At 73.9% G+C, this 15,834-nt stretch carries 11 protein-coding genes; 4 read left to right on the top strand and 7 right to left on the bottom strand.

The window, feature by feature from the left end; genetic code table 11:
* Positions 1–262: 262 nt before the first annotated feature.
* The 3 genes from ACZ3KJ_RS27790 to ACZ3KJ_RS27780 all read right to left on the bottom strand — a co-directional run bounded on the left by ACZ3KJ_RS27790 (position 263) and on the right by ACZ3KJ_RS27780 (position 4,474).
* The gene (locus tag ACZ3KJ_RS27790) at positions 263–1,684 is read right to left on the bottom strand and encodes a GNAT family N-acetyltransferase (RefSeq protein WP_467530949.1); all 1,422 of its coding nucleotides are present in this window, start codon (positions 1,682–1,684) and stop codon (positions 263–265) included.
* A 193-nt stretch (positions 1,685–1,877) separates the two neighbouring features.
* Entirely contained in the window at positions 1,878–3,452 is a 1,575-nt protein-coding gene (locus tag ACZ3KJ_RS27785; RefSeq protein WP_467530947.1) for an alkaline phosphatase D family protein, read from the bottom strand.
* A 191-nt stretch (positions 3,453–3,643) separates the two neighbouring features.
* A complete protein-coding gene (locus tag ACZ3KJ_RS27780) occupies positions 3,644–4,474 on the bottom strand; it encodes an alpha/beta fold hydrolase (protein ID WP_467530946.1) in 831 nt (276 codons plus the stop codon).
* Positions 4,475–4,610: 136 nt separating this feature from the next.
* Here ACZ3KJ_RS27780 and sigJ point away from each other — a divergent pair, with 136 nt between their 5' ends.
* Complete coding sequence (gene sigJ, locus ACZ3KJ_RS27775) at positions 4,611–5,492, top strand: RNA polymerase sigma factor SigJ (RefSeq protein WP_467530944.1); 882 nt, start codon at positions 4,611–4,613, stop codon at positions 5,490–5,492.
* 289 nt (positions 5,493–5,781) lie between these two features.
* Entirely contained in the window at positions 5,782–6,543 is a 762-nt protein-coding gene (locus ACZ3KJ_RS27770) for a GntR family transcriptional regulator (RefSeq protein WP_467530943.1), read from the top strand.
* A 326-nt stretch (positions 6,544–6,869) separates the two neighbouring features.
* On the opposite strand, the gene ACZ3KJ_RS27765 is transcribed toward ACZ3KJ_RS27770, so the two are convergent.
* From ACZ3KJ_RS27765 to ACZ3KJ_RS27750, 4 genes are all read right to left on the bottom strand, one after another.
* On the bottom strand, positions 6,870–8,042 hold the full coding sequence (locus ACZ3KJ_RS27765; protein WP_467530941.1) for an ROK family transcriptional regulator: 1,173 nt from the start codon (positions 8,040–8,042) through the stop codon (positions 6,870–6,872).
* A 98-nt stretch (positions 8,043–8,140) separates the two neighbouring features.
* A complete protein-coding gene (locus tag ACZ3KJ_RS27760; RefSeq protein ID WP_467530939.1) occupies positions 8,141–8,803 on the bottom strand; it encodes a response regulator transcription factor in 663 nt (220 codons plus the stop codon).
* 14 nt (positions 8,804–8,817) lie between these two features.
* Positions 8,818–13,644: a wHTH domain-containing protein gene (locus ACZ3KJ_RS27755; RefSeq protein ID WP_467530937.1), complete on the bottom strand. Its 4,827-nt coding sequence runs from the start codon at positions 13,642–13,644 to the stop codon at positions 8,818–8,820.
* 4 nt (positions 13,645–13,648) lie between these two features.
* Positions 13,649–13,984, bottom strand: a complete 336-nt coding sequence (locus ACZ3KJ_RS27750; RefSeq protein WP_467530936.1) for a Pepco domain-containing protein — start codon at positions 13,982–13,984, stop codon at positions 13,649–13,651.
* A gap of 155 nt (positions 13,985–14,139) precedes the next feature.
* Between ACZ3KJ_RS27750 and ACZ3KJ_RS27745 the strand changes: the two genes are divergently transcribed.
* Positions 14,140–15,093: an ATP-binding cassette domain-containing protein gene (locus ACZ3KJ_RS27745; protein ID WP_467530934.1), complete on the top strand. Its 954-nt coding sequence runs from the start codon at positions 14,140–14,142 to the stop codon at positions 15,091–15,093.
* Between the two features lies 1 nt (position 15,094).
* Positions 15,095–15,820, top strand: coding sequence for an ABC transporter permease (locus tag ACZ3KJ_RS27740; protein WP_467530933.1), 726 nt, complete (start codon positions 15,095–15,097; stop codon positions 15,818–15,820).
* Positions 15,821–15,834 lie beyond the last annotated feature (14 nt).

The raw sequence follows: 15,834 nt of genomic DNA, 5'->3' as shown, positions 1-15,834 counted from the left end.
GCGGGGAGGCGCGCGTCACGGCGTTTGCTCCGACGCGGCGGGCGGCAGCAGGCGCGGCGAGGCTCCTGACGCGGGACGGACGGCCCGGCACCGAAAGGTGCCGGGCCGTCCGTCCCGCGGGTCGCCGGGAACACCGGGCCGCCGGGGCCGCCGGGGCGGTACGGGGGTCACCGGGCCGCCGGGTCACCGGGGTCACCGGGCCGTACTCGGGCCGCCGGGTCGCCGGGCCGCCGGTACACCGGGCCCGCCGGGGACACCAGGGTCAGTCGCGGGCGGCCCGCTCCCCGGACCCGGACCCCTCCAGCGACAGCTCCGCGCCGCTCACGGCCGACAGGTCCAGCCGGGCGGTGATGACGAGGGTGCCCTCCTCGATCTGGTAGTCGAGGGGCAGGCCCAGGCCGCGCATGGCGGCGACCATGCCGGTGTTGGAGGACTGCGTCACGGCGTAGACGCTCTCGCAGCCCGCCTCGACGGCCATCGCCACCAGCCGGCCGAGCAGTTCGCCGCCGATGCCGCGCCGCTGCCACCGGTCCTCGACGAGCAGCGCCACCTCCGTCTCGTCGCCGTCCCACAGGAGGTGCCCCAGGCCGACGACGCTCCCGGACGGCGCCTGCACCGCGAGGGTGCGGCCGAAGCGGGGGCTGAGCAGGTGGTTGAGGTAGCGGTCGGCGTCGCCGACCGGCCCGTGGTAGCGCATGCCGAGCGTGCGCGCCGAGCAGCGCTCGTGCATCGCCTTCGCCGCCTCCAGGTCACCGAGGTCCGCCCGGCGCACGGTGATGTCGTCGCCCTCGGGCAGCGTCAGCACGTCGTGTCCGCGCGGGACGCGCGGGCCCAGGCGGGCGTCGAGTTCCACCAGTGCCCGCGCCCGCGCGAACTCGGTCGGGGTGAACGGCAGGTACGGCCGCTCCACGGTGATCACTCCGCCTTCCGGCGCCCGCAGGCGCATCACGGTGTCCTCCAGGACCCCTTCCACGGGCACGCCGTCCGGCCGCCGCTCGGCGCCGCGCGCGGTGGCGGGCAGCGAACGGATCGTGCACCGGCCCAGCAACTGCCGCAGCGCGAGCGGGAGTTCCGCCGCGTCCAGGGCCGTACGGGTGGCGAGGCCCAGCACCCTGGTCGGGGCGTCCACCAGGTCGTGGGCGTCGGCCCGCTCGATCCAGGTGTCGGCGCCGCCCGCCCGTGCCACGGCCCGGGTGATGTCGGCGCCGGCCAGCGCGCCGGGGGCGCGCAGCAGGAACTCGTCGACGGTGTCCTCGCCCAGCGGGTGCGTCTGCAGGCTGAGGATGTCCACCCGGTGTTCGGCCAGCGCCGCGCACAGCGCGGCCAGCGACCCCGGCTCGTCCTTCACCGTCGTCCGCATCCGCCACAGGACACTCTCCCCGGCGGCCCGGCCGGGGAGCCCGGACGGCCCGGCCTGACCCTCGGGGGAGGGCGGCCGGGCACCGGTATCACTCGTGGGAGGCGCGTGACCGTGGCGGCGTGACCACCAGATGTGGAACCCCGCCGTGGCGATCAGCGCGGCGGCGGAGAGGACCAGCAGTCCGGGTCCGTCGGGGCCGTGCCCCACGAGGTTCGCGACGACGTCGGCCACCGCGACCGCCGTGAAGAGCGCGGCGAGCTCGACCGCGTCCCGCCGCCAGTGGTGCACCGGGCGCCCGTGTTTGTGGCGCGTCACATCAGACATGTCTCGACTCATGCAGCCACTGTGAAGGACGGGTGTTGCGTGATCGCGAACGCTGTGTGACTGATGGGTAAAGGGGGCATATGTCCGGATTGTTGATTCTTCTACGGCTGCGAAGCCGCAGGTCGTACACGGGACCGCGCCGCGCACCGGGGGATGACGCCGATGCGCGGAGCGCCCTTACAGGGTAAGGCAGTTACTGACCGACCCGGCCCGGCTGGAGCACCTTGGTGAACAGCACGGTGCCGTCCTGCTCGCGCAGCCGGACCGTCAGCTCCCCGCTGTCGCCGTCGATGTCGACCTCGCCGAAGAACTGGTAGCCCTCCGCCGGGGAGACGTTGGACGCGGTGGGGGCCTTGACGAAGACGCGGTCCGGGCCGAACGTGCCGTCCAGCGCGCTCGCCGGGAAGGCGCCCGCGTTGAGCGGCCCGGAGACGAACTCCCAGAACGGCGCGAAGTCCGTGAACGCGGCCCGGGACGGGTCGTAGTGCTGGGCCGAGGTGTGGTGGACGTCGGCGGTCAGCCACACCGTGCCGGTGATCCGCCGGTGTTTGACGAACCGCAGCAGTTCGGCGATCTGGAGCTCACGGCCGAGGGGCGCGCCCGGGTCGCCCTGCGCCACCGCCTCGAAGTTGGCGGCCCCGTCGGTGCCGTCCGCCACCACCAGGCCGATCGGCATGTCCGAGGCGATCACCTTCCACACGGCCCGGGAGCGGGACAGCTCGCGCTGGAGCCACTCCAACTGCTCGCGGCCGAGGATGCCCTGCGCGTCGGTGGTCTGGTCGTCCGCCGAGTTCGCGTTCCGGTAGGTGCGCATGTCCAGGACGAAGACGTCCAGCAGCGGTCCGTGGTGCCGCACCCGGTAGACCCGGCCGTCGGGGCGGCGCAGGGTCGAGATCGGGAAGTACTCCGAGAACGCCTGCCGGGCGCGCGCGGCGAGCACGTCGACGTTCTTCTCGGTGTAGCGGGTGTCGGCGAAGATCTCGCCCGGGAACCAGTTGTTGGTGACCTCGTGGTCGTCCCACTGGATGATCGAGGGGACGCGGGCGTTGAAGGCCCGCAGCTTCTCGTCCAGCAGGTTGTAGCGGAAGTTGCCGCGGAACTCCGCCAGGGTCTCGGCGACCTTCGCCTTCTCCTCGGTGGTGACGTTCCGCCAGGTCCGCCCGTCGGGCAGGGTGACCGTCCCGGTGAGCGGGCCGTCGGCGTAGATGTTGTCGCCGCTGCACAGGAAGAAGTCCGGGTCGAGAGCGGCCATCGCGTCGTAGATCCGGTAGCCGCCGATCTCCGGGTTGATGCCCCAGCCCTGTCCGGCCAGGTCGCCGGACCAGACGAACCGCACGCCGTCGCGCCGCGTGTCGGACGCGGTCCGGAAGGTGCCGGTCACCGGCTCGCCGGTGCGGCGCGGGTCGTCCGGGTCGGCGAGCAGCACGCGGTAGTGCACCTGTTCGCCGGCCGGCAGCCCGCGCAACTGCGTCGTGCCGGTGAAGTCGGTGCCCGCGCCGAGCAGCGGACCGTGGAAGCGGCGCGCGTCGCGGAACGACTCCGTGGCGGCCGTCTCGACGATCATCCGCGCGGGACGGTCGGACCGCACCCACACCAGTCCGGCGTGCGCGGACACGTCCCCGGTCTGCACGCCCCACTGCGCCGCGGGCCGCCCCGACAGGGCGAGGGCGGGCGCCGCACCGGCGGCGACGGGAAGGGTCAGCGCCGCGGACGCGGCCAACGAGCCCCGCAGAACACTGCGGCGCCCGGGGAGCGGACTGAAGGACATGGAGGGGCCTCCTGGGACGGTACCGGCCGGTGTGCACCGTCACACCTACTGGTACGCCGCAGCGCACACGGAAACCGCAGGTGAACAACTGGGCGTCGCGACGTCGGGCGACCGTCCGGGCGGCGGACGACGGCCGTCCGGCAGCAGGGATCGCCCGTCGTCCGCGGCGGGGAACGGCGGCCCGGCCCGTCTCAGCGGCTGCCGTCGAGGAGCACGCGGGCGACGAGGGCCGGGTCGTCGTTCATCGGGACGTGGCCGCAGCCGGGCAGGCGGACCAGGCGGGCCTTGGGGATGATCTGCTTGGCGCGGACCCCCTGGCGGCGTACGAGCACCATGTCCCGGGTGCCCCAGGCGACGGTGACGGGCGTGCCGGGGAGGTCGTCGGTGAACCTCACGGTCGTACCGGCCCGCAGGGTCTGGTCGAAGCCGGTGGCCCGCGCCAGCGCGAGCGTCTCGGCGACCACCGCCTCGGGCGAACGGCGGCCCGGGCGGGCGTAGATGGTGCTGGTGAGGGCCGTGCGGCCGGCCGCGGTCCGGGAGAGGCGCTCGACGAGGGGCAGCGGCAGCCGCTGGGCGACCCTCCGCATGGCGAGCAGCACGCCGAAGGCGTAACGGCGCTCGGCCTCCGACCAGAACCCGGCCGGGGACAGTGCGGTGACGGACCGTACGCGCTTCTCGCGGGCCAGCTCCAGGGCCAGCAGACCGCCCAGCGAGTTGCCCGCCACGTCGGGGCGTCCGAGCCCCAGCGCCGCGCAGAAGGCCGCGAGCACCGCGGTGGTCGTGGGCAGGTCGTGGGCGAGCCCGTCGGGCAGGGCCGGGGACGCGCCGAAGCCGGGCAGGTCGACGGCGATCACGTCCCGCTCGGTGGCCAGGATGTCCACCACCGGGTCCCATGCCTGCCGGTGATGCCCGATGCCGTGCAGCAGGAGCAGCGGCTCGCCCCGCCCCACGCGCGCGTACGAGACGGTGACGGGCCGCGGACCGCGGGGGGAGGGAACCGTGAAGGAGGCGGTGGCGGACATGGAGGACTCCTCGTGTCAACGGGCGGACGCCGGCCGGACGCGTGTGTAGACAGCTTGTCAGCAACTGCTACCCGTGGGTAGCCCTTCGTGCGCGAACCGGCTGGACACCCGCGCGCCCGTCGGATGGGATGGCACCGTGACCGCAGAGACCGCCACCGACGTCTTCGAAGAGCACCGTCCGTTCCTCCTCGGCGTCGCCTACCGCATGCTCGGGCGGGTGGCCGACGCGGAGGACGTCGTCCAGGACGCCTGGCTGCGCTGGTCCGCCGCCGACCGCGGCGACGTGCGGGAACCCCGCGCCTACCTGGTGCGTGTCACCACCCGCCTCGCCCTCGACCGCCTGGCCCGCATCAAGACCCGCAACGAGGCCTACGTCGGCCCCTGGCTGCCCGAGCCGTACGTCACCGACTTCGGCGACACCGTCGAGGACACGGCCGAACGGGCCGTGCTCGCGGACTCCGTCTCCCTCGCCGTCCTCGTCGTCCTGGAGTCCCTGTCCCCGCTGGAGCGGGCGGTGTTCGTCCTGCGGGAGGCGTTCGGCTATCCGTACGCCGACATCGGCGCCGTCCTCGACCGGACCGAGTCCGCGGTGCGCCAGCTGGCCGGCCGGGCCCGCCGGCACGTCGAGGAGCGGCGGCCCCGCTACGAGGTCGACCCCGTCCAGCGCCGCGAGCTCACCGAACGGTTCCTCGCGGCCGCCGTGGAGGGGGACCTGGAGGGCCTGATGGCGCTGCTCGCACCGGACGCCCAGCTCGTCGGCGACAGCGGCGGCAAGGCGAAGGCGCCGCTGCGCGTCCTGGAGAGCGCCGATCACGTCGGCCGGTTCCTCGTCGGCGTGGCGGGCAAGGGCCTGCCCGACGTGTCCCACCGCTACCTGGAGGTCAACGGCGGCTTCGCCGTCCTGGTGCTGTCCGGCGGCAAGCCGGACGCCCTCTTCCAGATCGACGTGGCCGACGGCGGCATCCGGACCGTCTACGTCATCCGCAACCCCGACAAGCTGCGCGCCCTGGCGGGCTGACCGACGGCGCGACCGCGTCCCGGACCCGCCCCCGGCCCCGACCCCGGCCCCCGTTCCCCCCGGACGGGGGCCTCGCCGTTCCGTCACCCGCGCGCGCCGCCACCCGCACACCGCTCCGTACGAACGCCGCGTGAACGCCGTGCTGCGGGGTCCTGTCGGTGTCCCGAGGCGTCGTGGATTGGTCTTGACCAAGGGTGGGGGCCGTCCTATGGTCGCAGAGAAGTACAACAACCTTTAATAAACAAGGGCGCGAAAACGCCACCGGACCACGGTGATTGCGGAGGACAGGGTGGGGACCACGCAACTGGAATCGGTAGCGGAACCGAAGTACTGGCATCTGAGGACGGTGCTCACCGAGGCACTGGACTCCGAGTTCGCCGTGGGGGAGATCCTCCCCAACGAGCGTGAGCTCGCCGCCCGCTTCGGCGTCGCCCGCGCCACGCTCCGGCAGGCGCTGGAGCAGCTGGAGCTGGAGGGCCGGCTCCAGCGTCGCCGCGGCGTCGGCACCACCGTCGCGCCGCCCCGCGTGGGCGTCGACGTCGGCGCGGAGCGGCAGGACTGGCCGGGCGCCGGCGACGACGCCTGGCGGCCCGTCGACTGCGCGCTCGCGGCCCCGCCGGCCGCCGTCGCCGACGCCCTGGACACCGGCCGCGACACCCCCGTGCACATCGTGCGCCGCTCGCGGGTCTCGCACGGCCAGCCCGTCGCCGCCGAACTCCTCTACGTGCCGCACGCGTCGGTGCCCGACCTCACCGGCATCGACGCCCCGTCCGGGGCGGCACGCGCGCGTGCGGTGCTGCGCGCGCTCCAGCACCTGGCGCTGGAGGGGCAGGACCGCGCCGTGGAACTGGGCTCGGCCCGCGCCGACGACGCCAAGGAACTCGACCGGCTGCCCGGCGCGCCGGTCCTCGTCGTCACCACCCGCTTCTTCACCGGGGGCCGCACCGCGGCGCTCTCCGTCGCCACCTACCGCGCCGACACCTGCCGGCTGACGTTCGGCGCGTCGGGCGGCGTGGAGATCCACCCCGGCCCGCAGCACCAGGCGTCCTGACGACCGCGGCCCGGATCGCCCGGCCCGCCGGGCGCCCCGTCTGCCGGGCTCGCCACACGGCCGGCCCGCCGGACTCGTCGCACGGCCGGCCCGCCGGGCTCGCCGTACGGCCCCTGCACAGGGCCCGCCCTACGGGCCGACCGTACGGCCCGTGCGACGGGCCCCGGCCGGCCCGCCCTGGACTGTTCCTGACCGCGCCGGACCGCCCCGGACCGTTCCCGAGCCTCCCGAACCACCTTCGGACGGCCCCGAACCACCCACTCCCGGACGGTCCCGAACCACCCACTCCCGGACCACCCCGAACCACCCCTGGGGCGCCGCCCGCCTCACGGGTGCCCCGCCGGCGAGCGCCCCGTCACCGTCCCCTCCACCGCGAAGAGCTGCTCCTCCACGTGGTCGAGGGCCAGCCGCAGCGCCCCCGTCGCCACGGCCGCCTCCCCGAGCAGCGACAGGGCCACCCTCGGGGGCCGCAGGCAGTACCGCGCCAACTCCCGCCGCAGCGGCTCCAGTACGCCGTCCAGTCCCGCCGCCCAGCCGCCGACGACGACCAGCTCGGGGTCGAGGGCCAGGACCAGCGCGGCCACGTCGTGCACGAGCCGCTGGAGGAAGCGGTCCACGGCCGCGCGGGCCCGCTGGTCGCCCTGGCGGGCCTGGGCGAACACCTCGGCGACCGCCTGCTCGTCCAACGGGTGCAGCGGCTCGTCCGTCGTCGACAGCAGCGTCTCCGGCGTCACCTCCCGGCCCAGCAGGTGCAGCGCGCCGATCTCCCCGGCCGCCCCGCCGTACCCCCGGTGCAGCCGCCCGCCGATCAGCGAGCCGGCGCCCGGACTCAGCCCCGCCAGCACGAACACCACGTCGTCGGACTCGGTGGCGCAGCCCTTCCAGTGCTCGGCGACGGCCGCCGCGTTGGCGTCGTTCTCGACCAGCACCGGACACTTGAAGGAGCGGCTCAGCCGTTCGCCCAGCCGCAGCCCCGTCCACTGGGGCAGCGCGGTCCCCAGCCGTACCGTCCCGTCGGCCTCGACGATCCCGGGCGTGCCGACCCCGACGGCCCGCAGGGAGCTGCGCGGGACGCCCGCCCGGCGCAGCAGCTCGGCGACCGCGGTCCGCAACCGCTCCAGCCGCTCGTCCGCCGGGGCCGACTCGTCGACGTCCTTGGCCTGGGCGCCCAGTACCCGCCCGTCCAGGTCGGCCAGGAGCGCGGCCACCCGGTGCGCGCCGATCTCCAGGCCCAGCAGATGACCGGCCTCCGCACGGAACCGGAACCGCCGCGCCGGGCGCCCCTGGCGTCGGGCGGCCCCCTCCTCGGCCGCCTTCTCGACGACGAGACCGGCGCCGATGAGATCCTCGACGACGCCCTCGACGGTCGGCCGGGACAGACCGGTCACCCGGGTGATCTCCGTCAGCGTCGCGCAGTCGGCGGCACGCAACGCGTGCAGCACCACCGCGGAGTTGATCCTTCGCAGCAGCGAGGGATCCCCGCCGGTCAGCCGCCCCAACGTCCGTCCTCCCAGCTCGTGCGCGTGTGGGGCGGATCGTACTCGGCGCGGCGGACCCCGGCGAGTGCCGAAGGCGTACACGGGCCGAGGCGCCCGGCTCAGCCCGCCGCCACGAACCCCGACTCGTACGCCGTGATCACCGCCTGGGTGCGGTCCCGCGCCCCGAGCTTGGCCAGCACCGCGCTCACATGGGACTTGACCGTCTCCGCCCCGACGACCAGCCGCGCGGCGATCTCCGCGTTGGACAGCCCGCGCGCCATCAGCCGCAGCACCTCCGCCTCCCGCTCGGTCAGCCGGGCCCGCGCCAGCGCGTCCCGCGCCGCCCGGCTGCCGTGCCCGTCGCCGTACTCGGCGGCGAGCCGTCGTACCGACGCCGGGAACAGCAGCGAGTCACCCTCCGCGACCAGCCGCACCGCGTGCACGATCTCGGCCGGCCGGGCCCGCTTCAGCAGGAACCCGTCCGCGCCCGCGCGCAACGCCTCGTACACGTACTCGTCGTTCTCGAACGTCGTCACCACGACGATCTTCGGAGGCTCCGCCACCGTCCGCAGCACCGCACGCGTCGCCTCGATGCCGTCCATCAGCGGCATGCGGACGTCCATGGCGACCACGTCGGGCCGCAGGCTACGCACCAGCGGGATCACCGCCGCCCCGTCGGCGGCCTCCCCCACGACCTCGATGTCGGGCTCCGCCTCCAGCACGGCGCGCAGACCCGCGCGGACCAGGGGTTCGTCGTCGACGAGCAGTACGGTCACCGGCATCCGGCCAGCGTAGATCAGGACTTGGCGTGCGCCGGCACCGCTGCGCGAGGCGGCGGATCGGCGGCGGGGGCGGGGAACCAGTCCTCGGCCTCGTGCCGGAGACCGCGTCGCGTGGCCTCCAGCGCCACCTCCCGGAACGGCAGCCCGAAGCGAAGAGCGAGCGCGGTGAGGTCGGCCAGGGACAGCTCGGTGCTCCGGCAGTCCTCCGCCGTCGGCCCCGCGGCGCCGGAGGGGGCGGCCAGGCAGGCCGCCAGGACATCGGCGGGCGTGGGATGGGCGAAGGACTCCGGCGGTGTCTCGACACGGCAGCCGAGGGCCGTCAGCCTCTCGGCCAGTTCCGCCGCGGGACGGCCGAGGCGGAGGGCCGCCGCGCGGACGTGGGCCGCCGGTACGACCATGGCGGTCCGGCCTTCCGCGTCCCAGTCGGTGACGTACCTCGTGACGAGGCTCAGATCGTCCGTGGTCAGCCCGTCGAGCACCGGATCCTCGCGCGGCACCGTGTACCCGAGGTCGGCCAGACGCCGGCGGACGTCGGCGAGCGGGACGTTCCGGGCGAGGGCGATCTGGCGTACGTGATCGCGGCTCATCGGAGTGTCAGCGTCGGGATAGTGTCCCAGCCCCGAGGCCCTGGCGCTGAGCATGAGCAGGTCGTCGTCGGTGATCCCGGCCCACCGGGGTGTCACCTCCGGTGGTGTGAACCCGTGCAGCCGCAGCCGCTCGGCCACGGCATCGGGGTCGAGGCCGGTGGCTCTGGACGCTCCGATGAGGTGGGGCACGGGAATGTCGCGGTTCGGGTCCAGCCAGGGGTACTGCCCGTCCAGGTCGCGGCTCAGGATCCGGCGGTCGGTGTCGTCGAGGGGCATGGCGCCGAACCGGTGCCGCGGCCCCTCGATGTGCAGCTCGGCCGCGCGCGCGGCGACGGCCGCGGGCGAGGTGAGCGTCGCCAGGGAGGCGACGACGACCTGCGCGACGGACAGCGCGTCGGTCCCGGCCCGGTCGGATCCGTCCTCGGCCCTGTACAGGGCCTCCAGGAGGGAGACGTCCCCCTCGCCGGGCCGTACCTCACCCCGGAGCGGGGCGGTCACGGTGTATCCCAGCCGTGTCAGACGCTCGGCCGCCTCCGGCACCGTGGTGCGGGCGCGTGCCGCGGAGTACACCAACTGCGGCCAGGAGAGGGGGGTCTGCGGAAGGAGCCGGGCGCCGTACGAGCCCACCTGCCGCAGATACGCCAGGTCGTCCGGTCCCAGCTCCGGGGAGACGCGCAGGTCGGCCACCCGGAAGCCCAGGGCGGTGAGGCGCTGCACGACTTCGCGCACGGTCCTCCCGGTCGACTCCACCCACCGGAGCACGTCGTCCAGCTCCGGCTCCTCCGTGCTGTCCGCCCACACGGGAAGGGAGTCGATGAAGGGAAGGCCGGTGTCGTGCACCGTCGACGACAGGCCGTTCTCCACGGGAAGGCCCCTGCGGCGCGTGTCGTACGGCTTGTCCGTGCGCCAGGCCGTGAGCAGTTGCCTCCAGGCGCGTGCCCCGCCGTGGGACGTGCGGCTGAGCAGGGTGAGGTCGGTGGGCAGCGCCGTCAGAAGCTCGGCTCCGGCCACGACGTCGGTCGTCGGCCCTCCCAGACCCGCGCGCAGGTAGGACAGCAGACGCCAGCGGACGACGTACTCCGGCAGGCAGGAGACGAACAGGTGGTCGTGGAGCGACCGAGCCCGGCCATCCTGCGGTGGCTGTCCGGTGACGGCACGCAGGATCAGCTCGTCCGGCGCGAACAGGCCGCTCGTGGCGACGGGCACCTCGTGCCCGAAGACGTCCCAGGTGTTCCCGGCCGCCACGGCGTGTTCCAGGCACTCCACGGTGAGCTTCTCGTCGCTGCCCGCCAGCGTCAGCGCCCACGCGTACGAGAACACGGGACTGCTGATCAGCGTGGGGATGCCGTCCAGCAGGAGCTGTCGTACGGCGGCCTCGTCGTACCGCTGGAGTTCCACGCGGTCCACGGAGAGCAGTTCCGGCCGCAGATCGTCCCGGAGGTCGACGACCATGCCGAAGGCGTTGTCGCTCGTCTTGACGCCGTCCGCCAGGTACACGCCGTTCCCGTCGACCCAGTACAGCCTCCCACCGGGCGCCCGGGCGACCGGCACCTTCTTCCCGCGCTCGTGCCGCCACAGCGGGCTCATGTGACCCGACTGGTGCTGGTCGAGGGACTCCCTGCGCAGTTGGTCCGCCTCCCACCGCACGGGCGTCCCGCCCATCGAGGCGGTGGTGCGGAACGGGGCGATCCACAGGTGCTCGCTCAGCACCTGCACGCAGGACAGCGGGCCTTCGTCCTCCTCCGGCGGGTTGAGATAGAGGGTGACCGTGGTGCCCGCGTCCCGCTCCGGGTCGTCGGGCAGCGGATCGATCCGGAAGAGGGTGCCGGGACCGGCGATGGACACGCGCAGACCCTGCCCCGGACGCCCCTCCATGCTGAGCCGGCAGGTCTCGACGGTGATCTCGTCGGCGAGCATGAAATAGCTGAGCACTCCGATGCCGAAGCGGCTGTTGGGGTACAGCTTGAGATCCTCGGCGTGCTGCTGCCACAACGCCATCTCCCGCACGTACTCGGGCAGGTGGACGAAGCGTGCGCCGGCTTCGGCGAAGGCGTGCCGGATCTCGTTCACACCCATGCCGATGCCGGTGTCCGTGCACCGCAGGTAGTGCCGGCCCAGGGAGTCGACGCCCTGCTTGAACGAGATGAGGCCCTCCCACTCCGGGAGCGAGTGCCCCATGCGGCGCAGGTACCGCGTGCGCAGCTCCCGGTGACGGCAGGCGTCCAGGGCGTTCTGGTACAGCTCGCGGACGGCGAGCTCCGGGTTCTTGTACAGGTTGCGCCCCATGAGCAGGTCGAGGACCCGCTCCTCGTCGGCGCGGAACCGGATCGCCTCCCGCAGGTGCTGCGGGGCGTCGAGGTCGGGCTCGGCGCGGGCGGGCAGGTTCTCCAGCGGCCGCAGGTCCATCGGCAGATCGGATTGCCTCCCGATGTCCCGCAGCAGTCCGTCGACCTGGTCGCAGTACATCTCGACCGCGAGCGTCCCCACGTGATGCCGCGTGGTGGCGCGCAGAGTGATGCTCTTCGCCACCCGGTCCCAGTACGACTTCTGAAGACACGTCCGCAGTTCGTGGAGGTCGACCTGGTGGCGGACGCCGAGGTTCTGTACGAGGACCTGCGGCAGTGCTTGCGGTGTGACGGCCCGGGCGCGGGCGAGCTTCAGCAGGGTGGCGAGGAGGCGCTCGCGCACGTCGTGCTGGTCGGCCTCGCCCTGCGCCACCACGGACCGGACGCGGGGCGCGGCGCCCTCGACGCCCTGGGCCTCCGTCTGGTCGCCCGACCCGGGCAGCGAGAAGGGCGACAGCCGGAGTTCGTTCACCAGCCGGAGCAGGACGTCGGAGCCCAGGGCGCGGGGCACCCAGTCGGCGAGGTCGTCGGCGGGGGGTGGCAGCAGGGGGTCGACGACGGACTGGTGGTAGCTCTCGCCGCGGTGCAACAGCCAGCGGTGGAACAGCCACCAGCGGATCTGTGCGACCGCCGGGGCGTTGCCCGCCCGCCGCGCCTGCTCCAGCCGCCGTCGTTCCCGCGGGTAGCGCTCGATGAACGTGGTGAACTGCGGCGAATCGTCCTGGAGCACCTGTGCCTCGGCCGCCGCCAGCCGGGCCTCGACCGTGTGCGCCAGGAACGGGGTGAGCGCCAGCAGGGCGGCTTCCGTCGGCATCAGGTCGGTCAGCGCTCGGGGGCGCTCGGAGGACGGAGCGCCGATGAGCAGTTGGGCCAGCTGGCCGCTCGTCCGCTCGGCGTGCGTCGGATCGTGCCAGGGATCGTCCGTGAGCCGCGGGGCGTGCAGGTCGTTCTCGGCCGCCAGCCGCGCGGTGATCTCCGCGCACCGCTGCTTGAGGCCGGCCACGGGCACCGACGAGGACGCGGGCACGAGGCTCCAGGCGCGGTGCTCCGTGACGATGTGCACCCAGGCGTGGTCCGCGTACGAGCGGGCGGGGGGATCCTCCTCGGCGCCCGCCAGGGAGGGCAGGACGACGATCTCGTCGCGTACGGGCCCACTGGTGATCTGGTGGTCGACCTGCTGCGGCCGGCCGTTCTTCCCGCACACGGTGTGCAGTTCGTCGATGCGGGTCTGGAGGGAGGCCAGGAGCTGGGGGAGCGTCATCCGGGGGCGGTGTTCGCGGACGAGGTCCGTCAGCGCCCGGGTGAACAGGCTGAAGGGGGCCGCCGCGGCTCCGTCGCCCCCGGCGCCGCCCTTGGCCCACAGGGCCTTCTCCAGCGGCGAGCAGGCGAAGATCCGGGCGACCTTCCGCCGCCGCTCGAGCTTCCAGTCCAGGTCCGGCGCGCGCCGCACGAGGCGCCCGCGCCCCTTCGCCTCCTCGCGGACGCCTTCCCGGCAGGTGTCCAGGAGGAAGACGACCGTGTCCGCCTGGCTCCGGGAGACCGCACCCGCCGCCCAGTCGACCGGGACGGACTCCTCGACGTGGTCGTCGTAGGGGTGCAGGCCCTCCGGCACGATGTAGTCGCGGCCCTCGTGCTGGATCCCGTGACCGCTGACGACGATCAGCAGGGTGTCGTTCATCCGGGCGTTCGCGAGCGCCTTGTTGATACTGCTGCGGATGTGGGAGGCGTTGATGCCGGTTCCGTGATCGTCCACGTAGCCGCGCGCCACCAGCTCGACCTCGAAGCCCCGGTCGATCAGGGCGACGCGCAGTTGTTCGAGTTCGGCGGGGATGAAACCGAGTGAGGAGAAGTCTCCCTGCGTCGACTGGTAGTCGCTCGCGCCCACGAGCAAGGCGAGATGGCGCCCCATGGGATCACTGCTTGAAGATCAGGGTGATCGCCCGGGTGCCCTGCACCTGTCCGGTGCCGATCAACTGCACACCGCCTCCGGCCGTGATCTGGAAGGAGAGGTGCGCCTCCTGGAGGGGCAGCGGCCCTCCGCGGGCGGCGACGTCCGCGAACAGCTGCTGGAGGGCGTCCACCGTCGCCGTGAGGTTCTTCCGCAGCGGGCCGAGGGGGACCTGCTGGAGCACGGCGTCGCCGTTGCGGCTCAGCAACCCCTTGGACTCGTCCAGAAGCTCGTCGATGTCGTCGGCGGCCACCCAGACGGGCAGGGTGGACTCGGTCAGGTGCTGTTCTTCGGACGACATGGGCACACGGCTCCCGAACTGGAGGTCCTTCGCAGATGAGGAGATGGTAAAGCAACTTGTACGGAAGTGAGGGGAGTTGACGTCGATCAGCGCGAGCGCGGGCCTGTCGCGGCCCGCGCGATCGGGATCTCGGCCCGCACCCGCCACTCGTCCCCGTGCGGTCCGATCGACGCCCGTCCGCCGAGCAGCGCGGTCCGCTCGCGCATGCCGCGCAGCCCGTCGCCCCCGCCCGGGCCGGGTACGCGGGCGGTCAGCGGATTGCGCACCTCCAGGCTGAGGACGTCGCCGGTGACCCCGACGCGGACCCGGACGGGGACGGCGCCCGCAGGCTCGTGCTCGGCCTCGACCGGCCGGCCTCCGGCTCCGTCACCCTCGGCGGCCGCCGCTACAGCGCCTTCCGCGAACCCCTGCGCCACGTGGGCGCGCTCCTCGACGCGCAGGCCGCGCACGGCTCCCGTACCGGACGCGACCACCTGCTGACGCTGGCGGTGAGCAACCGCGTCCCGCGCGGCCGGGTCGACGAGGTGCTGGCGCAGACGGGTCTGGCGTCGGTGGCGCGGCGCCGGGTGAGGACGTACTCCCTGGGCATGCGCCAGCGCCTCGGCATCGCGGCGGCCCTGCTCGGCGACCCCGAGGTGGTCCTGCTCGACGAACCCTCCAACGGCCTCGACCCCGAAGGCATCGTCTGGATCCGGGCGTTGCTGCGCAGGCTCGCGGGGGAGGGCCGTACGGTCCTGGTCTCCAGCCACCTCATGAACGAGACCGCGTCCTTCGCCGACCACCTCGTCGTCCTGGGCCGGGGACGCCTCCTGGCCGACACCCCGATGCGGGAGTTCATCGACGCGCGCGTGCGCCCGCGCGTACGGGTCCGCACCACGGACCCCGTCGCGCTCGGACGCGCCCTGGCCCCGCACGGCCACCACGCCGTGGAGCACGACGACGGGCACTGGACCGTCGACCACGCGCGCGTGGACGACATCGGACGCCTGACGTCCGCCGCCGGAGTGCCGGTCCTGGAACTCGCCGCGGAGGAGGGAACGCTGGAGCAGGCCTACCTCGATCTGACGTCGACCGAGACCGAGTTCACCGCGCGGCCGCAGGAGGCCTGACATGTCGTTCGCACCCGTCCTCCACTCCGAGTGGCTGAAGATCCGCACGCTCCGCTCGCTGCTCGGGGCGCTGCTCGCGCTCTGGGCGGCGACCACGGCGTTCTCCGCGATCGCGGGCGTCTCCGAGACGTCCGGCCCGGAGTTCGACCCGCTGTTCACGGCCCTGTCCGGTGTCACGTCCGGTCAGATCGCCGCGATCTCCTTCGGCGCCACGGCCGTCTCCTCGGAGTTCCACGGGGGCGCCCTGCGGCTCTCGCTCGCCGCGGTGCCGCGGCGCGGACGGTGGTTCGCGGCGAAGGCGACGGCGATCGCCGTACCGGTGCTGGCCGTCGGGCTGGTCACGGCCTTCACCGCCCTCGTCGCCGCCAGGGCGGGGCTCGGCGACGCGGCGAGCGGTCTCACCGTGGGCGAGCAGGCGCGCGGTGTCGTGGGCGGCGCGGTCTACCTGGCCCTGATGGCGCTCCTCGCGGCCGGTCTCACGGCCGTGCTGCGCAGCGGGGTGGGCGCGCTGTCCCTGCTGATCCCGTTCCTCGTCGTGGTCTCGTTCGTGATCGGGGACGTGGCCGGAGGAGCCACCGACTTCCTGCCCGACAAGGCGGGCCAGGTGGTCCTGCACGAGTCGCACGACGGCTGGCTCGGAGCGTGGTCCGGGCTCGGGGTGACGGCGCTGTGGACCGCCGCCGCGCTCCTCGCGGGCGCGTGGAGCGTGCGGCGCCGGGACGCCTGACGCGGGAGGCCTGA

The organism is Streptomyces sp. NPDC003248 (genome assembly GCF_055563235.1).
The sequence above is the reverse complement of the archived record's forward strand: the minus strand, read 5'-3'. Positions and strand labels throughout refer to the sequence as shown.